General features: G+C 71.5%; 22 protein-coding genes and 1 riboswitch. Of the genes, 7 read left to right on the top strand and 15 right to left on the bottom strand.

The features are described 5' to 3' along the window. Positions 1-32 precede the first annotated feature (32 nt). Positions 33-722: a family 16 glycosylhydrolase gene (locus CG740_RS33550; RefSeq protein ID WP_100579162.1), complete on the bottom strand. Its 690-nt coding sequence runs from the start codon at positions 720-722 to the stop codon at positions 33-35. Positions 723-1,094: 372 nt separating this feature from the next. On the opposite strand from CG740_RS33550, the gene CG740_RS33545 reads away from it, so the two are divergent. From CG740_RS33545 to metX, 3 genes are all read left to right on the top strand, one after another. After that, entirely contained in the window at positions 1,095-2,231 is a 1,137-nt protein-coding gene (locus tag CG740_RS33545; RefSeq protein ID WP_100579087.1) for an FAD-dependent oxidoreductase, read from the top strand. Positions 2,232-2,634: 403 nt separating this feature from the next. Beyond that, positions 2,635-3,996, top strand: coding sequence for a bifunctional o-acetylhomoserine/o-acetylserine sulfhydrylase (locus tag CG740_RS33540; RefSeq protein WP_100579086.1), 1,362 nt, complete (start codon positions 2,635-2,637; stop codon positions 3,994-3,996). Positions 3,997-4,001: 5 nt separating this feature from the next. Continuing rightward, positions 4,002-5,144: a homoserine O-acetyltransferase MetX gene (gene metX / locus CG740_RS33535; RefSeq protein WP_100579085.1), complete on the top strand. Its 1,143-nt coding sequence runs from the start codon at positions 4,002-4,004 to the stop codon at positions 5,142-5,144. 83 nt (positions 5,145-5,227) lie between these two features. On the opposite strand, the gene CG740_RS33530 is transcribed toward metX, so the two are convergent. The 6 genes from CG740_RS33530 to CG740_RS41655 form a co-directional block, all read right to left on the bottom strand. Further along, entirely contained in the window at positions 5,228-6,358 is a 1,131-nt protein-coding gene (locus CG740_RS33530) for an LLM class flavin-dependent oxidoreductase (RefSeq protein ID WP_100579084.1), read from the bottom strand. After that, positions 6,355-7,728, bottom strand: a complete 1,374-nt coding sequence (locus tag CG740_RS33525; protein ID WP_100579083.1) for an NtaA/DmoA family FMN-dependent monooxygenase — start codon at positions 7,726-7,728, stop codon at positions 6,355-6,357. Before CG740_RS33525 ends, CG740_RS33530 begins: the two co-directional genes overlap by 4 nt. Before the next feature lie 21 nt (positions 7,729-7,749). Beyond that, entirely contained in the window at positions 7,750-8,961 is a 1,212-nt protein-coding gene (locus tag CG740_RS33520; RefSeq protein WP_100579082.1) for an LLM class flavin-dependent oxidoreductase, read from the bottom strand. Positions 8,962-9,034: 73 nt separating this feature from the next. After that, positions 9,035-9,157: a putative leader peptide gene (locus tag CG740_RS41660; protein WP_267895435.1), complete on the bottom strand. Its 123-nt coding sequence runs from the start codon at positions 9,155-9,157 to the stop codon at positions 9,035-9,037. 98 nt (positions 9,158-9,255) lie between these two features. After that, a complete protein-coding gene (locus tag CG740_RS33515) occupies positions 9,256-10,047 on the bottom strand; it encodes a GNAT family N-acetyltransferase (RefSeq protein WP_100579081.1) in 792 nt (263 codons plus the stop codon). 165 nt (positions 10,048-10,212) lie between these two features. Continuing rightward, on the bottom strand, positions 10,213-10,341 hold the full coding sequence (locus CG740_RS41655) for a hypothetical protein (RefSeq protein WP_267895434.1): 129 nt from the start codon (positions 10,339-10,341) through the stop codon (positions 10,213-10,215). Positions 10,342-10,529: 188 nt separating this feature from the next. Then, a riboswitch (SAM riboswitch) is annotated at positions 10,530-10,674 on the top strand. Positions 10,675-10,695: 21 nt separating this feature from the next. Between CG740_RS41655 and CG740_RS42010 the strand changes: the two genes are divergently transcribed. Then, a complete protein-coding gene (locus CG740_RS42010; protein WP_351968519.1) occupies positions 10,696-10,776 on the top strand; it encodes a putative leader peptide in 81 nt (26 codons plus the stop codon). 201 nt (positions 10,777-10,977) lie between these two features. After that, positions 10,978-11,649, top strand: coding sequence for a glutathione S-transferase C-terminal domain-containing protein (locus CG740_RS33510; protein WP_159030466.1), 672 nt, complete (start codon positions 10,978-10,980; stop codon positions 11,647-11,649). Between the two features lie 52 nt (positions 11,650-11,701). Here the strand turns inward: CG740_RS33510 and CG740_RS33505 are convergent, their stop codons facing one another. From CG740_RS33505 to CG740_RS33475, 8 genes are all read right to left on the bottom strand, one after another. Further along, positions 11,702-12,517 carry a DUF427 domain-containing protein gene (locus CG740_RS33505; protein ID WP_100579079.1) on the bottom strand — a complete coding sequence of 272 codons (816 nt, stop codon included), beginning with the start codon at positions 12,515-12,517 and terminating at the stop codon, positions 11,702-11,704. Positions 12,518-12,770: 253 nt separating this feature from the next. Beyond that, a complete protein-coding gene (locus CG740_RS33500) occupies positions 12,771-13,355 on the bottom strand; it encodes a TerD family protein (RefSeq protein WP_100579078.1) in 585 nt (194 codons plus the stop codon). Between the two features lie 153 nt (positions 13,356-13,508). Beyond that, positions 13,509-13,673, bottom strand: a complete 165-nt coding sequence (locus CG740_RS39960; RefSeq protein WP_159030465.1) for a hypothetical protein — start codon at positions 13,671-13,673, stop codon at positions 13,509-13,511. Between the two features lie 331 nt (positions 13,674-14,004). Beyond that, a complete protein-coding gene (locus CG740_RS33495; protein ID WP_100579077.1) occupies positions 14,005-14,694 on the bottom strand; it encodes a pyridoxamine 5'-phosphate oxidase family protein in 690 nt (229 codons plus the stop codon). Continuing rightward, the gene (locus CG740_RS33490; RefSeq protein ID WP_234376634.1) at positions 14,691-15,818 is read right to left on the bottom strand and encodes a globin domain-containing protein; all 1,128 of its coding nucleotides are present in this window, start codon (positions 15,816-15,818) and stop codon (positions 14,691-14,693) included. Before CG740_RS33490 ends, CG740_RS33495 begins: the two co-directional genes overlap by 4 nt. 464 nt (positions 15,819-16,282) lie before the next feature. Further along, positions 16,283-17,296, bottom strand: coding sequence for an NAD(P)/FAD-dependent oxidoreductase (locus tag CG740_RS33485; RefSeq protein WP_100579075.1), 1,014 nt, complete (start codon positions 17,294-17,296; stop codon positions 16,283-16,285). After that, entirely contained in the window at positions 17,293-17,814 is a 522-nt protein-coding gene (locus tag CG740_RS33480; RefSeq protein WP_100579074.1) for an isoprenylcysteine carboxyl methyltransferase family protein, read from the bottom strand. The genes CG740_RS33485 and CG740_RS33480 overlap by 4 nt, the downstream gene beginning before the upstream one ends. 6 nt (positions 17,815-17,820) lie before the next feature. Then, complete coding sequence (locus tag CG740_RS33475; RefSeq protein WP_100579073.1) at positions 17,821-18,885, bottom strand: type III polyketide synthase; 1,065 nt, start codon at positions 18,883-18,885, stop codon at positions 17,821-17,823. Positions 18,886-18,968: 83 nt separating this feature from the next. Between CG740_RS33475 and CG740_RS33470 the strand changes: the two genes are divergently transcribed. Both CG740_RS33470 and CG740_RS33465 read left to right on the top strand, forming a co-directional pair. After that, entirely contained in the window at positions 18,969-19,841 is an 873-nt protein-coding gene (locus CG740_RS33470) for a UbiA family prenyltransferase (protein WP_234376633.1), read from the top strand. 198 nt (positions 19,842-20,039) lie between these two features. Further along, positions 20,040-20,402 carry an ATP-binding protein gene (locus CG740_RS33465; RefSeq protein WP_100579071.1) on the top strand — a complete coding sequence of 121 codons (363 nt, stop codon included), beginning with the start codon at positions 20,040-20,042 and terminating at the stop codon, positions 20,400-20,402. Positions 20,403-20,461 lie beyond the last annotated feature (59 nt).

The raw sequence follows: 20,461 nt of genomic DNA, 5'->3' as shown, positions 1-20,461 counted from the left end.
CGCTGCCACGCGCCCGCAGTCGGCCGGTGTCGTCAGCGGCGGTGAATCCGCAGTGACGACACCTCAAACGACAGCTCGGACAGCGCAGTTGGGGGCTCGGGGTGATAACGACCCGCGCTGACCGACAAGTTCACGATGAGGTAGGCCTGCCAGTTCCGGCCCACCCCCGCACGGTCCCCGAAGACGCGTACGCCGTTCACCCACCAGGTCACCGAACGGGCCCCGAACCGGACGCGCAGATCGAGCCATGCGTCCGGTGCGACGACGGCGTCCTGGAAGTAGAACTGGCCCCCCTTGACGTGGTTCGTCAGCTCCAGGATGTCAGGGTTGTCCGGGTGGTATTCGAAGACGTCGATCTCCTGACCGCCGTCCCGCCAGGTCCAGATGGCGGGCCACGCCCCCACACCGACCGGCAGCCGGACGCGCGCCTCCAGTACGTCTCCGGTACGCACCATGAACCCGTCCGCGCTGCCCTCCGTGGTCAACAGCCCGGTCTTCCAGGTGCCGTCGGGGTTCCTGGTGGCCCGGAAGACCCCGCCCCTGCTGTACGACGGATCGTCGACCAGGTAATCCAGCTTGTTGTCACCGGGGTTGACCGGGCCGCCGTCCGGATACGCCGACGAACGGCCCGCGACCCACTGCGTCAACGAGGCGAAGTCGGCCGTGAACACGACCGGGCCGTCGGCCGCCGGGGAGCGGACCCCGGAGCGCGGTCGGCGCAGACGGTCGCGGCACCAGGCGAGAGCGTTGGAGAGCACGGGTCCACACTGCCCAAGTACGAGCCGAATATCCCTTCACAGCTCATTTTTGCCGATCCGCGATGACGCGCTCTGCGGCCTGCGAGCACGTCCGCACCGAAGGGCTCGCCGTACGGCGCAGGTGGGGGACCGCGCCCTGTCGGGGGCTTGTCGGGGGCTGTCAGCGGCTTGTCGGCGAACTGTCGGCGGGCGCGGGGACATTGCGTCTCGTGGGAGCCGGGCCGGACACGGCAAGCGCCCCCACCCCATCCGATCGTCCGGACCCTCTGGGGCGGTCCGTACCGGCGCGACGCCCGCCGGCCGGCCGTCCAGGGTCCTCGGCCCAGAAGGAATCCCATGCCCACCGACGTCACGATCATCGGTGCCGGTCTCGGCGGCCTCACGCTCGCCCGGGTCCTGCACGTCCACGGAATGACCTCCACGGTCTACGAGGCCGAGCCCTCGCCGACCGCCCGCACGCAGGGGGGCATGCTCGACATCCACGACTACAACGGTCAACTCGCGCTTGAGGCAGCCGGATTGATGGATGGCTTCCACGGGCTCGTCCTGGATGGGCGCCAGGCCCTGCGCGTCCTCGATCCGGACGGGACCGTCCTGTTCGAGAAGGCCGACGACGGCATGGGAGGACGTCCCGAGGTGCAGCGCGCCGACCTGCGGCAGCTGCTGCTCGACTCACTCCCGGGCGGCACCGTGCGCTGGGGCCACAAGGTGATCCGCGCCCGAACGCTCGACGACGGCCGCCACGAGGTCACGTTCGCCGATGGCGGCGTCGTCACCACCGGCCTGCTGGTCGGCGCGGACGGCGCCTGGTCGCGGGTACGACCGCTGCTCTCCCCCGTGACACCCGAGTACACCGGCAAGTCGGTCGTCGACACCTATCTGTTCGACTCCGGCAGTCGGCACCCCGCCGCAGCCGCGACGGTCGGCGGCGGGTCGATGGTCGCGACGGGGCCGGGCCGGGAGATCTTCGCCCACCGGGAGAAGGGCGACACCATTCACGGCTACCTGGGCCTGGCCGAGCCGGAATCCTGGTTCGCCACCATCGACTTCGGCGATGCCGCCGCAGCGACCGCGCGCCTCGCGAAGGAGTTCGGCGGCTGGGCCCCGGAGCTCACCTCGCTGATCACCGAAACCGACGCCCCACCGGTTCTGCGCCCCCTCTACGCGCTTCCGACGGGCTTCCGGTGGCCGCGGCTGCCGGGCGCGACCCTGCTGGGCGACGCCGCCCACCTCGCGGCCCCGAACGGCGAGGGCGCCAACCTCGCGATGCTGGACGGGGCCGAACTCGGCGCGTCCCTCGCCGCACATCCCGACGACATCGAGTCCGCCCTCACCGCATACGAGCAGGTGATGTTTCCCCGCAGCGCCGAAGCCGCCACCTTCGAGGGCGTCGACGCGCACGGGGACGACGCCGACAACGACGCCCTGCGCGATCTGCTGGCAGCGGTTGCCCGGGAGGAGCAGTCCCCGTAGGACTCCCCCGGCACCGTCCGGGCGCGGCGGCCCGTGGCGAGGAACTGTCGGGGGATCACGAGGGGGCGAACCCGCGTGCGGGCCGATCACGGCACGGAGACCACGGCGAGTTGGCGCAATTGTCAACTCCTCATGAACTGAGGGACGTTGGCATCAGGAGTGTGGTTCGCTCACCGCATGACCGTGCTCGTGACCCGCCGCCACGTCGACTACGTGCGTGTCACCACCACGGCCTGTCCCGCCGTGAGCTGACGTCTCGCTCCACCCCCGAGCGCCCTTCCCCCACACCGCCGTGCTGCCCGCCGGCCCCGCCCGCCGGGGCGCAGCGCACAGCCTCGCGGTACCCGCACTCCTGCCGACCGCAGCGCCATCCGCGCACCCGCCCGCCGCACAAGGGAGAACCATGAGCCAGCCCATCGACGCCGTCACCGCGGGCCATACCCCCGACGAGGAGCCCGTCGGCCCCGACACCTCGGCGTGGTCGTTCGAGACCAAGCAGATCCATGCCGGCGCTGTGCCGGATCCGACGACCGGGGCGCGGGCCGTGCCGATCTACCAGACGAGTTCGTTCGTCTTCCGCGACACCCAGCACGCCGCGGACCTCTTCTCGCTGGCCGAGCCGGGCAACATCTACACCCGCATCCACAACCCCACCCAGGACGTCTTCGAGCAGCGCATCGCGGCCTTGGAGGGCGGAGTCGCCGCCGTGGCCCTCGCCTCGGGGCAGGCCGCCGAGACCCTGGCCATCCTCACGCTGGCGTCCGCCGGTGACCACATCGTCTCCAGCACCTCGCTGTACGGCGGGACGTACAACCTCTTCCGGCACACCCTGCCCAGGTTCGGCATCGAGGTGTCCTTCGTCGACGACCCGGACGACCTCGACGCCTGGCGGGCGGCGATCCGGCCCGGCACCAAGGCCCTCTTCGCCGAGACACTGGGCAATCCGCGCGGCAACGTGCTCGACGTGCGTGCCGTGGCGGATGTCGCGCACGCCGCCGGCGTACCGCTGATCGTCGACAACACCGTGCCGACCCCGTACCTGCTGCGGCCCATCGAGCACGGCGCCGACATCGTCGTGCACTCCGCGACCAAGTTCCTCGGCGGCCACGGCACCACCATCGCCGGTGTCGTCGTCGACGCCGGCTCCTTCGACTTCGGCGCCCACGCCGAGCGGTTCCCCGGCTTCAGCGAGCCGGACCCCAGCTACCACGGCCTGCGGTACTGGCCCGCACTCGGTCCGGGAGCCTTCGCCGTCAAGCTGCGTGTCCAGTTGCTCCGCGACCTCGGTCCCGCACTCTCCCCGCATTCCGCGTTCCTGCTCCTCCAGGGCGTGGAGACGCTCAGTCTGCGCATCGAGCGCCATTCGTCCAATGCGCAGGCCCTCGCCGAGTGGCTGGAGCAGCGCGACGAAGTGGCCGCCGTCCACTATCCGGGCCTCGAATCGAACCGCTGGTACGCGGCGGGACAGCGCTATCTCCCGAACGGCGCCGGCGCGGTGCTCGCCTTCGAGCTGCGGGACGGGGTCGAGGCGGGGAAGCGCTTCGTGGACGCCGTCGAGCTGTTCAGCCATCTCGCCAACATCGGTGACGTACGCAGCCTCATCATCCACCCGGCGTCGACGACCCACAGCCAGCTGGACGAGGCCCAGTTGACCGCGACCGGCACGGCGGCCGGGCTCGTGCGTCTTTCGGTCGGCATCGAGAACGTCGCCGATCTGAAGGCCGACCTGGAGGCGGGGTTCCGCGCGGCCAAGGGTGCGTCCTGAGCATCCTGCCCGGCCGGTCCCGGCCCTCCCTTCCGCCGGCCTCGGGGGCCTGGCGGGAGGGAGGGCCGACCGGGCGACGGGAGTGGCACACCCGGCCGGGTCCGCTCCTCCTCGAAGCGGGCGGTGAACTGCCCGACGTACGGCTCGCGTTCGAGACGTGGGGGCGGCTCGCCCCCGACGGCTCCAACGCGGTCCTCGTGCTGCACGCCCTCACCGGTGACAGCCACGCCGCGGGCCCGGCCGAACCCGGCCATCCCTCCCCGGGCTGGTGGGACGCGCTGATCGGCCCGGGGCGCGCGCTGGACACGGACCGCTGGTTCGTCGTCGCCCCGAACGTGCTCGGCGGCTGCCAGGGCAGCACCGGCCCCTCCTCCACGCGCCCGGACGGCAGGCGTTGGGGCGGCGCCTTCCCGTTCCTCACCCAGCGCGATCAGGTGACCGCGGAGGCCGCACTCTCCGACGAACTGGGCGTTGCGCGTTGGGCGTTGGTGGTCGGCGGGTCCATGGGCGGGATGCGCGCCTTGGAGTGGGCGGTGTCGTATCCGCGGCGGACGGCGGCGCTGCTGCTGCTCGCCACCACCGCCGCCGCGAGCGCCGAGCAGATCGCCTGGGCGAACATCCAGCTCCATGCCATCCGCTCGGATCCGGGCTGGCGTGGCGGCGACTACTACGACGCCGGTCCCGGGCGCGGTCCGCACACGGGGCTGGGCCTGGCCCGCCGCCTCGCCCACGTCACGTACCGCAGCGAGCCGGAGTTGGCGGCCCGCTTCGGCCGGGCGGCCCAGGAGCGCGAGGACCCGTGGGCCGGCGGCCGCTACCAGGTCGAGTCCTACCTCGATCACCATGCCGACAAGCTGGTACGGCGCTTCGACGCGGGCAGCTATGTGACGCTGGTGGACGCCATGAACAGCCACGACATCGGCCGTGGCCGGGGTGGCACGCGCCGCGCCCTGGCTCGTGTGACCGCCCGGACCCTCGTCGCGGGGGTGGACTCGGACCGTCTCTATCCGCCGTCGCAGCAGGCCGAGTTGGCGGCGCTGATTCCTGGTGCGGACCGCCCTCGCGTCATCGAATCACCGTACGGACACGACGGGTTCCTCATCGAGGCCGGGCAGGTCGCGGCGCTGGTGCGCGAACTCGTCGGATAGCTGCGCAGACCCCCCACGTCCCCCGGGCCAACGGCGTTGCCGATGGCCCGGGGCTCGCACCGCGGACTCATCCCCTTGCGAACTCACCTCTTGCGCCACTCCTCGGCCAGCAGCTCGTACGACCGGACCCGGTCCTTGTGGTCGTGCGTGATGGTGGTGATCAGCAACTCGTCTGCTCCAGTGGCTTCTTGGAGCTGGGTGAGCTGGTCGGCGACGCTGCCCGGGGAGCCGACGAACTGCGTTTTGGTCCGGTCGCGCACCAGCGCCCGGTCCGCCTCCGACCAGGTGTGGGCGCGCGCTTCGTCGGGTGTGGGGAACGGGATCGCGCCCTCCGCCGTCCGGATGCTGCGGACCCAGAGCCCGTAGCCGGTGGCGAGTTCGCGGGCGGTCTCCTCGTCCTCGGCGACGACGACATCGGCCGACACCGTGAGGTACGGCTCGTCCAGGGCCTCGGACGGCTGGAACGCGGCCCGGTACCCCTCGGCCGCCTCCAGCACCGTACCGGGGCTGACGTGGTAGTTCGCCGCGAACCGCAGGCCGTTGCGGCCCGCGGCCTCGGCACTCTCCCCGCCACTGCTGCCCAGGATCCACACCTGGATGTCGGCACCCTCTCCCGGCACCACGTGTGCCTCGATGCCGTCCGCGGAACGGTAGGTGCCCGCGAGCAGATCCAGGACGTCGTCGATCTGTTCCCCGTACGGCTGGGATTCCGCGCCGGGCAGCAGGAGCAGCTTGCGCTGGAGCGCGACCCGGGGTGAGCCCAGGAGGTGCGCGAACGAGAACCGGGGCGGGATCCGCAGCCCGTTCGGGGCGCGCCCGTCGATCACCGGGGTCGCGCCGGGGACGGGAGCGGCCGGGGCTCCCGGTGGACGGCCGCCGGAGCGGCCGAGCCCGAGGTCGAGTCGGCCGGGGTGCAGCGCGTCGACGAGGCCGAACTCCTCGACCGTGGACAGGGCCGTGCGATGGCCGAGTTGAACGGCTCCGGAGCCGATCCGGATGGTCGAGGTGGCTGCGGCGGTGAGGGCGAGGACGACCGCGGGCGAGGTGCCGGCGACGCCCGGGTTGAGGTGGTGCTCGGCGTACCAGTAACGGGTGTAGCCGAGTCGCTCGGCCTGTCGCGCCAGGTCGATGGAGTTGTGCAGCGCCTCGGTGGCCGTGGACCCGGAGGATATCGGGACCAGGTCGAGTATGCCGAGGGGGATGCCGGAGCTCATGACGCGGACCGGACGTCGGGCCGGCCGTCGGGGTGGGCCAGGCCGAGGTGGTCGCGCAGCGTGGTGCCCTCGTAGGCGGTGCGGTAGACACCCCGCTCCTGGAGCAGCGGGACGACCTGGTCGGCGAAGGCGTCCAGGCCGCCCGGGGTGATGTGCGGGACGAGGATGAAGCCGTCGCTCGCGTCCGCCTGTACGAAGTCGTCGATGGTGTCCGCCACGGTGGCGGGCGAACCGACGAAGGTCTGCCGGTTGCCGGTCTCGATGACCAGGTCACGGATCGACCACTTGTTGGCCTCGGCCAGCTCGCGCCATTCGCGGGCCGTGGCCAACGGGTCTCGGTACATGCGGACTTGGGCGCGCCCGCGGGCGACGGTGTGCTCGCCGAGGTCGGGGTCGATGTCGGGGAGCGGGCCCTCCGGGTCGTACCCGGACAGATCCCGGTTCCACACGAACTCCAGGTGCTTGATCGCGGTGGCCCCGCTCACCTGCTGCCGGCGCACCTCCCGGGCGATCTCCTCGGCCTCGGCGTCGGTGTCGCCGAGGACGAAGCTCGCGGCGGGCAGGATCAGCAGCTGGTCACGGTCGCGGCCGTAGCGGGGCAGGCGCCCCTTGACGTCGGTGTAGAAGGCCTGGCCCTCCTTCAGCGTGGCGTACCGGCTGAAGATGGCGTCGGCGCTCGACGCGGCGAACTCGCGGCCCTCTTCGGAGTCTCCCGCCTGGAAGATCACGGGGCGGCCCTGCGGAGAGCGCGGCACGTTGAACTGGCCGTGGATGTCGAAGTGTTGGCCCGTGTGAACGAAGGACCCCGCCTTCGCGTCGCGCAGGAAGGTACCGGTGGACGGGTCGGCGAGGATCTCGTCACCGCGCCAGGAGTCGAAGAGCTGGTTGGTGGTCTCCAGGAACTCCTTGGCCCGCGAGTAGCGCTCCTGTTGCGGCAGGAAGCCGCCGCGGCGGAAGTTCTCACCGGTGAAGGCGTCCCAGGACGTGACCACGTTCCAGGCCGAGCGACCCCCGGAGAGGTGGTCGAGGCTGGCGAACTGGCGCGCCACCTCGTAGGGCTCGTTGAAGGTGGAGTTGATGGTGCCGGTCAGACCGAGGCGGTCGGTGACGGCGGCCAGCGCGGCCAGGACGGTGAATGTGTCGGGGCGCCCCACCACATCCAAGTCGTATATTTTTCCGCCCTGTTCACGCAGACGCAGGCCCTCGGCGAGGAACAGGAAGTCGAACTTGGCGCGCTCGGCGGTCCGCGCGAAGTGCGCGAACGAGCTGAACTCGATATGACTGCCGGCGGCCGGATCGCTCCACACGGTCGTGTTGTTGACGCCGGGGAAGTGGGCGGCCAGATGGATCTGCTTCAGGGGCTTGCTCATGTCGTGCGGTCTCCGTCCGGCTCAGGCGGTGGTGGCGGCGTAGCGGTTGGCGGGACGGGCGAGTCCGAGCAGCCCTCGCAGGGTGTCGGCCTCGTAGGCACTGCGGAAGGCGCCGCGGCGCTGGAGTTCGGGCACCAGACCCCGGGTGATCGCGGGAAGGTCGTGGCCGACGACGGCCGGGCGCAGCCGGAAGCCGGACAGCCCCGCCTGCTGCAACTCCTGGAGCAAATCGGCCAGTTGTCCGCTCGTGCCGGTGAAGATGCGCGCGTCGCTGGTGTACGGCTCGCCCGCCTGGGCGTCTAGCCGCTCCCGGCGGGCGGCGGCCGCCGCGGGGTCCTCGTCGAGGAAGACCACCAGGTCGCCGAAGACATGGACGGTCTCGTCCGCGCGTCCCGCGGCCGCCTGCTCGGCGCGGATCTCCGCGACGATCGCGCGCGCCTGGTCGCTGTCGTGCGGGGTGACATAGCCGATGTCGGCCGCCCTGGCCACCAGGTGGTTCGGGATGGTTCCGTGGGCCAGCGCGCTGACGATCGGCTGCCCCTGCGGCGGACGCGGGGTGATCGAGGGGCCCTTCACACTGAAGTGCTCGCCCTCGAAGTCGATGTAGTGCAGCTTGTCGCGGTCGATGAACCGCCCGGTGGCCGCGTCCCGGATCTCCGCGTCGTCCTCCCAGCTGTCCCAGAGCCTGCGGACCACCTCCACATAGTCGGCCGCCTCGTCGAAGTGCCCGCGCACCACTTTCTGCCCCTCGGGGGTGTTGTAGCCCCCGACCGGCAGCGACGGGAGGGTCCGGCGGCCGAAGTGCGCGGCCTCGTTGGGGCGCGGGCCGATCTGCACCCGGACGCCGGCGCGGCCGGTGCTCACATAGTCGAGCGTGGCGATCGCCTTGGAGATGTGGAACGGCTCGGTGTGGGTGGTCACCACCGTCGGCACGATGCCGATGTGCCGGGTCAGTGGCGCGATGCGGGCGGCGATGAGCACGGCGTCCAGGCGGCCCCGCACCTGATCGGTGCGGTCATCGGGCCCGAAGGGCTTGGACGACTGGAGCCCCAGACCGTCCTCGATGGTCACCAGGTCGAGCAGCCCGTGTTCGGCCTCCGCGACGAGGTCGGCCCAGTATCGGGCGGTGAGCAGGTCCCGGGGCCGGGACACCGGCTCCCGCCAGGACGCCGGGTGCCAGCCGGTGCCGTCGAGCGCGACGGCGAGGTGCAGGGGGGAGGGAGTTGAGGTCACGGCGGTGACGCCTTCCTGAAGATCCGTACGAGGAAGCCCGCCCCGGTGCGTGGGGCGTGGCCGTGGAGGAACGTCAGGGGCGACAGAGCGCGCCGGCGACGCGCAGCAGGTCGATGTGGTGCCGGGAGTAGAGGTGGAGGCGGCGCGGGGCCGGCTCGGCGGCAGGGCGACGGGACGGCGTACCCACCTGGCTCACCGCCCCTTCCGCCCGGTGGACCCGGGTTCCTTGCCGGCCTCGCGCCGACGGTCTCCCGATGGGGCACCGCGTGCGCTTCGACGATTCCAACGACACAACTACGCTTTTTCTTCCCGGAGTTCGGCTCTTTCTTGTCCGTCATGTCCGAGCGGTTCCACGGGGCCGCCCGGTGCGCGGACGAGCAGGAACCGGGTGCGGTGGCGCAGGGTGAAGCCGATCGACTCGTACAGCCGGATGGCGTTGGTGTTGCTCGCGGCGGCGTGCAGGAAGGGGGTGTCGCCGCGTTCTCTGATGCCGCGCGCCACGGCGCGGACGAGCCGGGTCGCCAGGCCCCGGCCGCGGTGGTCCGGGTGGGTGCAGACGGCGCTGATCTCGGTCCAGCCGGGCGGCCGCAGCCGCTCCCCGGCCAGCGCGATCAGCCGCCCGTCCTCCCGGAGTCCGAGGTAGGTGCCGAGTTCCACGGTACGGGGCAGGAAGGGGCCCGGCCTGGTCAGCGCGATCAGTTCGAGGATCTCGGGGACGTCGGCGAGACCCAGCCGCACGGCCTCGGGCGCGGGCGCGTCGCGCAGCGCGGTGGCCACCATCTGGACGCCCTCACCGCTCTGCTCGATTTCCCAGCCGTCCGGCACGGTCCTGACCGCCGTCACGGGTGTGAGGGCACCTGGTCCGACCAGCAGGGCCAGGTCGTCCCAGGCGCGGGCGTCGGTGGGGTCCGCCAGGGCGGTGAAGGGCGAGACGTCGGTGGGGAAGCGGGCGGCCCTGCCGTGGCGCTCGGCGAGGTGGGCCTGCGGGCCCGTCAGCGCCGCCCAGGCGGCGTTGTCCAGGACATGAGGTTCCGTCAGCCGGGATTCCGGGCCGGCCGGTGGAGCGGGGTACACGCTGGTGGACATGGCGGTGCGGGTCTCCGTATCGGGATCGCGGCAGGGCCCCTGCCGGGCGGAACACGGCGAGGGGACCTGCGATGACGCGTGGACGTCCGGGGTTCCGAGGGGTCGAGCGCGAACAGCCGCACCGCGTGGGCGGTGGGCGTCAGGGACTCGATGGAACGGTCGGGCTCAGCGGAGGGCGCTGCTCGGCTGCGTACACAGCGCGCTGCTGACGCGCAGCAGATCGACGCAGCGGTCCGTGCACAGCGGGATGCGGCCGGGGCACCGCCGGGCGGCCGTCCCATCAGCTGCGCGCATCACTGTCACCGTCACTTCTCCGGCCCCGCAGGTACATCTGCCGACCCGTTTCCACGGGCCCGAGGGCATCACGTCGTTCGCGAAAGGTAGGCAGGCAATCGGGGGAATGTCAATGTACGGGCCACCAGTTGAGACCGCTCGTCGGCCTTCTTGACGGCTTCGCGAAGCCCGCTCAAACTGGCGTGGACGGTCACGATTGTCAGCGCCCACAGTGCGGGTTCACCCGCTCCCGTGGTCATCGGCCCCGGCCCGCTGACAGGCAACCCTTCCACCGCGACGGGGTGCCCCGGGTGACGACCGGGTCCCGCCTGCACGGCGGGGCAAGCGTGGTCTCGCGTCTCGCGAGCCCCGAGGATGAGGCGGGTGGACATGCCGAGGAGCGGCTTGACCAGGCGCCTGCACATCGATCTTCTGCGCGTCTCCAGCGCCTACTGATCCGGGACCGTCCCCGCGATCCGGATCGTCCCCGACCAGCGACGCCGCCCCGCATCCAGCCGCTGATGCGCTGATGGCCGCAGTGGCGCCTCATTCCCAGGGAGAGTCATGCCCGAGACATTTTCCCGCAGTTCCCGCACTGGCGCGTCCACCGGCTGTCAGGCCTCGGCCCCCGCTCCGGGGCCGAGGCCCAGGGTGGCGGTGGCTTCGCCGCACGCCCGTCGCTTCCGCAGCCGGATCGGTGTCGGTGCGGCCGGTGGCTTCTATCCCGCACCACGGCGCTACGACCTTTTCCTGTGCGGGAGTTGTCCCCGCTCGCAGCGCATCGCGATCACCCTCGACCTGCTCGGTCTGCGCGACTCGGTCGCCACGACGCTCCTGACCTCCCCCGCCGCGACCCCCGAGGGCTACGCCGCGCTGCGCCGCGCCTACGAAACCACGGGGTACCACTACGACGGACCGTTGACGGCGCCCGCGCTGCGCGACCGTTGGAGCGGCCGGATCGTCAGCAACCACACGCCCGACATCCTCCGCGACCTCTCGGGCCCCCTGGCGGGCGAGGCCGGAGACGGGGTAGCCCGGCTGCGGCCGTCGCACCTGATCGCGGACATCGAGGCCCTGCGCACCCTGATCGACCGCGATGTCACGTCCGCCGCGCGGCCCTCGGCACGGCAGGCCGCGCTGCGGTTGCTGGATCGCCGTCTCGCCCGGCGGTCCTTCGCGCTGGGCGAGGAGTTGACGGCCGCGGACGTGGACCTGTGGGTGGCTCTTGTCCATCTCGAAGACCGGGCCGAGTTGCTCGAAGCGGCCCCTCGGCTCGACGCGTATGTGCGACGGCTCGGCGAGCACCCCGCCTTCCGGCGCGCGGTCTAGGCCCGCGCCGGACGTGCCGGACGCGGTCCGTTGACCGTCCGGTGCGCCTGGCTCACGGAGCGGGTGGCGTCGACAGTGTCCTACTGAACACCGTGGCCGGGCGCGCCAGTCGTTCACCGTCCACGGTGATGTCGACGGCCTCGTTGTAGAAGGCGACGAGGCGCTGGACGGCGCCCACCGCGGGCAGCGGCTCCGGATAGGTCCAGGCGATGTTCGGCGGCACGTCGGCCTCGCCGCGCCACGACCAGTACTCGGCGGTGCCCTTGTAGGGGCACCCCGTGCTGTGGTCGGTCGGTTCGAAGAGGTCCAGGCGCACGTCCTCCCGCGGAAGGTAGTAGCGCGTGGGAAGTCCGGTCTCGAAGAGCAGCACCGGGCGGTGGGTGTCGGCCACGACCGTGCCGTCGATCTCGACCGTCACATGCCGGCTGCTCGCCAGTGCGTCCACGCGCTTGTACGGGTCGCGGGGGTGGACGAAGATCTCTTCCTCCTCCTCGTACCAGTGGTCGAGGCCGCGGCCGACGCGGCTGAACCACTCGAAGGCGATGTGGCCGGCGAGGTCGTCGGCGGGGAACGTCCAGGCCGCGTTCTCCGTCAACTGGCCCTCGGCTTCGAGGTCGTAGAAGACGCGCGATCCCGTATGCGTACCCGTGGGCGGGTTCTTCGCCGGGCGCAGGAGATCCTGGCGGACCTCGTCGCGGGGGAACGCGTACAGCGGGACGGGGACGTCCGGCTCCCAGACGAGGACGGGGTGCCGGCTGTCGACAACGGTGACCTCGCCCTTGCGGCCCCGGACCCAGCGTTCGCCGGGCTCCCACAGGATGCCTTCCGGTGTGGTCCTGATGTTTCGCGCGGTGGGGAACGTGGTCATGAACGGCTCTCCCTCGGCTTGCTCCGGGTGCCCCTGTCCCGAGCGGGCCGAACGAGTGTCTCCCGGCACGGGCTGAAGAGGGCGCTTGGCCGAAGGCGTGTCCGCCGTCGCTCGGGGAAACCCCGCCCGGGCACGGTTCCGCTACCCGGGCGAGAACAAGCCACTTGCTGCTGGAGTTCCGACCGGCTGGAGTTCCCACCGGCTGGAGCCCCGACCGGCTGGAGCTTCCCGCGCCGAGCCGGCTGCCGACGGGCTACTTGCTGACGGCGAACCGCATCAGCGCGTGCTCGTCGCCCTGCTTGATCTTCCCCGTCACGTTGATCACTTCGAGCTTCCAGGAGGCGCCGTCCCGAGTGGCCTTCGCCACGGCGCAACCGTTGTCCTGGGTCAGCAGGCTGGGCCAGATGTCGGCGACCTGCTGCGAGCTGCCGCCGGTCGCGTCGTAGACCTTGAAGCTGATGTTGCGGGCCTTCTGGAAGGAGCTGCCCTTCTTGAAGGCGGCGGCGACGAACACGATCGAGGTTATGTTGGCGGGCACCCGCGCGAACTCGACCGTGACGGTTTCGTCGTCGCCGTCGCCGCGACCGGTCTGGTTGTCGCCGCTGTGAACCACGGAGCCGTTGCCCATGGGGTCCAGGGAGTCGAGACCCGCAAGACGCACCGGGTCCGCGCCCTGCATGGCGATGGCGATGAGGTCGAGGTCGGTGCCCGTCTTGCGGCGGAGCATCCCAACCACCCCGCCGCTGCTGCCGGCTGTGGGGTCCCAGGACACACCGAGGGAGAGATGCGTAACCCCGTCCAGGTCCGCCGGCCCGGTTTCCTTCGTCAGCGTGATCATGCGTCAGCCATCCTCTGGTAGTTCGCATAGGTCTATAAAGAGCAAAGTGTGCCTAATGCTACGACGACTCCGTACATCGGGTCCGGCGTGCTCTGCCCTCGGGGCCGCGTCCTCGTCCGCGCGACCGACCCATGCGACTCCCGCCCCGCGAAGTCAGGGTGACGGGGTGGGCCGCTTCGACGCCAGGGCGGCTCCCGCCTTCTTGCCGAACTCCATGGTCTCCTTGAGAGCCTGGACATCCCAGTCCGAAAAGCAAGTCGGACTCGCGTTCATGATCTCCGAGGCCGCTTCCAGGGACTTCGTCGTGTTCTCGTTCATCACGGACGGCCCCTTCGCAGGAGGGGGAGCCCCGCCTCCAGGGCTTTGTTCCAACGCTCGCGCACGGCGGCGCAGTCGGCGGCTCCGGCTCCCGTCGGGCTCACCGTGGATGCCGCGTCCGGGGTGGACCGGGCCGAGGCCGACCCGCCGCCACACCCCGGTACCGCGGCCAGCAACACCGCGACCACACCCATCATCCTCAACGTACGCATGAGCCCCCCTCGGCACCGCCTGAACGAGCCGAGATCATTGCACACAACTCCCTTTGCGACGACGTCATTTCAGCCCCACGACGGGGCGGCCCGGTCCGTCCTGCGTCCCGGAGGTGACGTCATCGCGGGTATCGGGGGTCGTAGGCGACAGGACCGTTCTGGTTGCCCGCGGTCAGCAGGTCGGACAGGCCGGCGGCCGGGGCGACGGCCGGGGCGACGGCCGGGGCGACGAAGTAGTCGCTGTCCTTGGGGCGTTGGTCGGACTGGTCACGCGGAGGGCGAGCGGCCGGTTCGAGGTGGGGGATGTGCTTCGAGCAGTGAACGTACGCCTCGTGCACCGTGATGTGGATCCACAGCTCGGGCTGGCGCCCGGGGGCGGAGTCGAAAGGGACCGGGGCGTGGGCGATCCGCGGGTCGCCGGGGGCCAGCAGGCCGGCCGTCCCGTTGACGTGCAGCCCTATGTGGTGGTGGGTGAAGTCCATGAACAGCAGCCCGACATGGGGGTTTTCCGCGATGTTGCCGGCACTGGCCAGGACACCGTTGCCGCGGTATTCCGGGTAGGTCAGCGTGCGCTCGTCCAGGACCGTGACAAAGCCGGGCGGCCCGGCTCTGAAGCTGGAGTCGCAGCGGCCGCCGGCGTCGGCGGTGGAGAGGAACACCATGGATTGCCGCGCGACGAAGTCCCGCATCTGCGGGGTCAGTCCGGGATGCACCTGACGGGAGTAGAACGAGTTCGCACGCTCCGCGGTGCCGAGGTGGGCCTGGAGCGCACGCTCGCCCGGGGTGGGTATGGCGTGGGGGCTGTTCACAGCGCTGGGTTCTCCTGGGGATCGCGCACTGGGGCGAGAGGGGTGTTCAGAACGGGGACGTCGAGCGGGTCGTGGTGGATCCGGAACGGGGGAACACCGCCGCGCATGAGGTTGTGGGCGGCGGAGGTGACCATGTCGGGCGGCCCGCACAGGAAGGCCTCGTGCTGGTCCCAGGGCCCGAACTCGCGCAGCACCTGCGGCAGGCTTCCTTCCCTGCCCACGATGTGCTGGTGGGAGACGGCGGCGCGGACCGACAGCCAGTGATGGCGCTGTGCCATGCGGAGCATGTCGTCCAGGCCGTACAGCTCCTCCGCGGTGCGGGCGCCGACGAAGAGATCGACGTAGCGGCGTATGCCGGTGTGCGCGGCCTGTTCCAGGATGGCGCGTATGGGGGCGAGTCCGGTGCCGCCGGCCACACACACCAGGTCGCGGTCCTCGGCGGCCTCCAGGGCCATGGCACCCTGTGGCGGCCCGAGTTTGACGATGTCACCGACGGCCGCGCGGTACACCAGGGAGTTGCTGACCACGCCTCCGGGCACGGCACGGACGTGGAAGGTGAGAGTGTGGTCCGGCCTGGGAGCGTTGGCCACGGAGTAATGGCGCCAGGCCAAGGGTCTCCAGGGCGTCTCCATGCTGACGTACTGACCCGCGGTGTAGGGGTAGGCGAATTCGGGCCGCACCGTGATTTCCGCGATGCCGTTTCCGCGCGGCACATGACCGACGATCTGCGCCCGCCAGACGGCGGGGCGCACTCGGCTGTCCTCCTCGGCCGCCTGCACCATCACGCCGGCCGCGGTGGTGTACGCCTTCGTCCAGGCGGCTGCCATCTCTGGCGTCCAGTTGGGGCCGGCGTACCGGGCCAGTGCGGCGAGCAGGCACTCTCCCACGGCCGGGTAGTGCCCCTCCAGGGCCCCGAACTTGCGGTGGTCCCGCCCCAGAAGGGCACAGAACCGGACAAGGTTCTCCGGGTCGTCGACCAGCTCGATGATGCGCAGCAGCCCTCGCAGCAGACGGTCGCGCTGGACGTCCATGTCGGCGGGGAACAGCGCGCGGACCTCGGGATAGCGGGCGAAGAGGATGGCGTAGAAGTACACCGTCACCTCGCCGGCCTGCGGTTCGACCACGGCGAGACCCGCACGGATCAGCGCGACCTCCCGCTCGTTCAGGGGCGGCGACGCATGGGTCGCGGATGCCCCTGATGCCTCGGATGCCGGGATGTGTGGCTCTTGGCTCGGCCGGGTAGCGGTGGGGTTGGCGGGGTCGAGCGGCGGCGTGGGGGCCGTGCGCAACGATCGTCGGGACACAGAGTTGTCGCAATCTCAGAGAACCGCCGTTCCAGGGAGCCTGAGCGGCGGGTGGGCAGGGACGGAGTGGGTCGGGCAGCTCACCTTCCAGACGGGGCGTGGACATGACGTTGATCGTCTTCCCCTGAATTACTGCGTCAGCCCTGTCGGACTCGTTACCCGGACGCGCTGTGCATCGGCAACGGCACACGCAGTGCGCACAGCGCGATACGGGGGTGAATACCGCTGCCCGGGGCTTCCGCGTCACACCTGCACAAGCCCCTGTGTTCCGGGTCGAACCACCCTCAGGCGAGTTGGTTGACCAGATGGGAGAAGACCGCGGGCAGGCGGCGGGCCAGCGGCACGATGTGCGGGGCCAGGCGTGGGTGGGAACGTGCGCGGAGCAGCCCCTCGGTCAGCAGGCGGTAGCGCCGGGAGGCGCGGTGCCAGGCCTGTTCGTAGTCCTGTGGCCGGTCGGCGCGTACGCACCGCACCAGGTGGGCCGCGCCGGCCAACGCGAGGGAGATGCCCTCGCCGGTGAGCGCGTCGATGTAGCCGGCCGCGTCTCCGACCAGCAGCACGCGGCCGGCGACGCGGGCCCGTACGCGCCGGCGCAGTGGTCCGGCGCCCCGCACGGGTGACGCGGCATACGGGCGGAGCAGTCGGGCCAGGGCGGGAAAGGAGCCCAACTGCTCGTCGAAGGGCGCCCGTTGACTCGTCAGGATGGCCACGCCGACCAGGTCGGGGGCCAGCGGTGTGACGTATGCCTCGGACCGCGGCGACCAGTGGACTTCCACGCAGTCGGTCCAGGGCGCCATCGTGAAGTGTCGGCGCAGACCGTAGCGGGGCGGCCGCGGGTCGGCGCGCTCCAGACCGAACTGTCTGCGGACGGGCGAGTGCAGGCCGTCGGCGGCGGCGAGGTAGCGGGCGGTCAGACCGGCGGCGCTGACGCCGTGGGCGTCCTGGTGCACCGCGCCGATCCGGAGGGGAAGGACGGGCACTCCGAGATCCGCCGCCCGGCGGGACAGGGCCTCGTGCAGCGCCGTTCGCCGTACGCCCCTGCCCGGCCCCTCCCGGAATCTGGCTTCGGCGAGGCGTTCACCGTCCAGATACCGGATGCCGTGGATGGGCCGACCCGGCAACTCGACGCCCAGTTCGCGCAGGGCTCGGACGGCGCCGGGCATCAGGCCCTCTCCGCACGCCTTGTCGATGGGAGCGGTTCGGGGTTCGGCGACCACCACATCGAGGCCGGACGAAGCGGCATGGATGGCGGTGGCGAGACCGGCGGGGCCGCCGCCGGCGATCAGCAGGTCGATCACGCCGGTTCCGGGACACAGCGCCGGAGGGCGAGCGTCTCGCAGCGCAGCCGGGTCGCGAGCAGCGGAAGGTTGAGCAGGGTGAAGCACAGGGCGGTGAGCCACGCGGAGTGGACCAGGGGCAGGGCGACGCCCTCGACGACGACGGCGAGGTAGTTGGGGTGCTTGAGCAGACGGTAGGGGCCCGCGGTGACGAGTGGCAGGGCGGGCACGACGACGACCCGGGTGTTCCAGCGCGGTCCCAGGGTCGTGATGCACCACCACCGGAGCACCTGCGCGCCGAGTGCCAGCGCGAGCATCGGCCAGCCGAGGGCCGGCAGGAAGCCGCGAGGGGCGAGCTGGGTCTCGGCGAGACACCCGAGGAGGAGCCCGGTGTGCAGGAGGACCATCGCCGGGTAGTGTCCGCGCCCGAATTCCACCCCGCCGCGCGCGAGGCTCCACGTCAAGTTGCGTCGTGCGACGGCGAGTTCGGCCAGTCGCTCCCCGGCGACCAGCAGGATCAGAACGGTGTACGGGTTCATGTGGGCCTACCAGCGGAGCAGAACGAGTTCGGAGCACAGGCCCGGCCCCAGGGCGAGCAGCAGTCCGGCGCTGCCGGGCGGCGGCGGACGCAGCGCGAGCGTGTCGCGCAGGATGTGCAGGACCGAGGCGGAGGAGAGGTTGCCGACCTCGGCCAGGGAACGACGGGAGAGGTCCAGCGCGCGGGCGTCCAGCGCGAGGGTCTCGTCGAGTGCTTCCAGCACCTTGGGGCCGCCGGGGTGACATACCCAGCCGGTGACGTCCGCGGGCTTGAGGTCGTGTTCGGCGAGGAAGGACCGCACTTCCTCGCCGACGTGGAGCCGCACCAGGTCCGGCAGTTCGGCGCCGAGCACCACGGCGAAGCCGCTGTCGCCGATGTCCCAGCCCAGAGCACGCTCGGTGCCCGGATACAGGCGGCTGCGCGTGGCGACCACCCGCGGCCCCGCCTGTTCGCGAGCGCGCGGATGATCCTTGCCGACCGCCACCAGTGCGGCGGCGCCGTCCCCGAAGAGCGCGCCTGCCACCATGCCCGGTACGGAGTCGTCCCGCCGCTGGAGGGTCAGCGAGCAGAGTTCGACCGAGAGCAGTACCGCCACTTGGTCCGGCCTGCTGTCCAGGTAGTCGTGCAGGCGTGCCAGACCGGCGGCGCCCGCGACGCAGCCGAGCCCGAAGACGGGTACGCGTTTCACATCGGTGCGCAGCCCGAGCCGGGCGGCCAGCCGCGCCTCGACGGACGGTACGGCGAGCCCGGTGACCGAGGTGGAGATCACCAGGTCCACGTCGTGCGGGGCGAGGCCGGCCTCCGCCAGGGCGGCGACCATCGCCCGCTCGCCGAGTTCGAGGGCGGTTTCGATGAAGAGGTCGTTGGCCTCGCCGAATCCGGTCACCTCGGCGTACCGGTCGAGGGGCAGCGCCAGATGCCGGGTGGAGACCGCGGCGCTGGAGTGCAAACGCCTCAGTACACCGCGGTCGGCGCCCGGCGGCAGGCACATCGCCGCGACCGCTTCGGTGATCTCGGCCTGCTGGTACCGGTGGGGCGGGAGCACCCCGTGGACAGCGGCGATTTGCGTCATTCGGCCAGAATAAGAGCGAATCACACGGAAGTTAGGAATTGGGCTGATGTGCGGCAGGTCGGGCGGCCTCTATGCTCGGGGCCGTGCACTCCACCGCGACCCCTGCCGCCACACCGCGCTCCGGCTCGGGCGGCCGCCTCCTCGGGCTGCTGGCGGCCTCGCACCCGGGGCCCGCGCTCACCGTCACCCTGGTGGCCACCGCGCTCGCGGCGAGCGTCGGGCGCGGCCCCGGCGGCACGGCCCTGACCGCGTCGGCCGTCCTCACCGGCCAGCTGTCGGTCGGCTGGTGCAACGACCGCGCCGACCTGCGCCGTGACATCGCGAGCGGCAGGAGCGACAAACCTCTGGCGGTCGGTACGGTGACACCCCGCGCGGTGGCCACGGCCGCCCTCTGCGCGCTGGCGCTGTGCGTTCCGCTCTCGCTGGCCAACGGTCCGGCGGCGGGGGGCGTGCATCTGGCCGGTGTGGCGTCGGCCTGGTCGTACAACCTCGGCGTCAAGCGCACTCGGCTGTCCTGGCTGCCGTATGCCGCCGCCTTCGGACTGCTGCCCGCCGTCGTCACGCTCGGGCTGCCCAATCACCCGTGGCCTCCTGCCTGGGCCATGGCGGCCGGAGCCCTGCTCGGCGTCGGCGCACACGCCGCCAATGTCCTGCCGGACATCGAGGACGACCTCACCACCGGAGTGCGCGGACTGCCCCAACGCCTGGGCGCACGCCGGGCCCGCCTCATGGCCGCCGTCCCACTCCTGGCTGCTTCGGCCGTCCTCGTCCTCGGCCCTGCGACGCCACTCGGCCCACTGGAGTGGGCCGGCCTCGCGGCGGCAGCCCCGCCGGCCGCGGCCATCGCGCTGCCCCCGCGCTCCGGTACCCGCAGCCGCCTGCCGTTCGCAGCCACCCTGCTCCTGGCCGTTCTCGATGTGGCCCTCCTCGTACTGCGCGGGAACGCGCTCACCTGACCCGCCTTCGCGCCCGACGCGCTCGCCCCGCACCGACCGGACGGGGCCGACTCCCTGCCGTTGGTCACCAAGGACGGAGACCCAGGTCCCCATTCGGCACGAAAACGTCCCTCTTGACGGGACAGCCGCCTGCCTCCTTCGAGAGCGGGGCAAAGGGAGGCGTACAGACCTGTGCCCAGACGGGAGCGTTCCGGATCGATGCTGACCCTCAACTCTTCGCAGATCGGCCCATCGGCCGCCCGCAGAGCCACGGCGCACTACTGTCGTGCGATGTGCCCGTGGGTCGACCCCGACGAAGTCGTCCTCGTGGTGGCCGAGTTGCTCGGCAACGCCATACGTCACACCCGTGGGCCCTGGCACCTCCACCTGGACCAGCGACGGGGAAAGCTCGTGGCCGCGGTACGCGACCACAGCAACGAGGCGCCCGTCCCCCGCCCCGGGGACCCCGATGGCGGGGGCGGCTTCGGGCTGGGCATCGTCCGCCGGCTGGCCACCGACTTCAGGGTGATACCTCACCAGCAGGGCAAGACCGTCCAGGCCAGCTGGAGCCGGCCCCACTAGGCCATTTCGTTTGGATCAGGCGGTCGTTGGTTTGGGTGTGCCGTTGACTGATGCGCAGT

The sequence above is a fragment of the Streptomyces sp. CB01201 genome (genome assembly GCF_002803085.1).
GTDB lineage: Bacteria > Actinomycetota > Actinomycetes > Streptomycetales > Streptomycetaceae > Streptomyces > Streptomyces hundungensis.
This window is presented reverse-complemented; position numbering and strand designations above follow the sequence as displayed.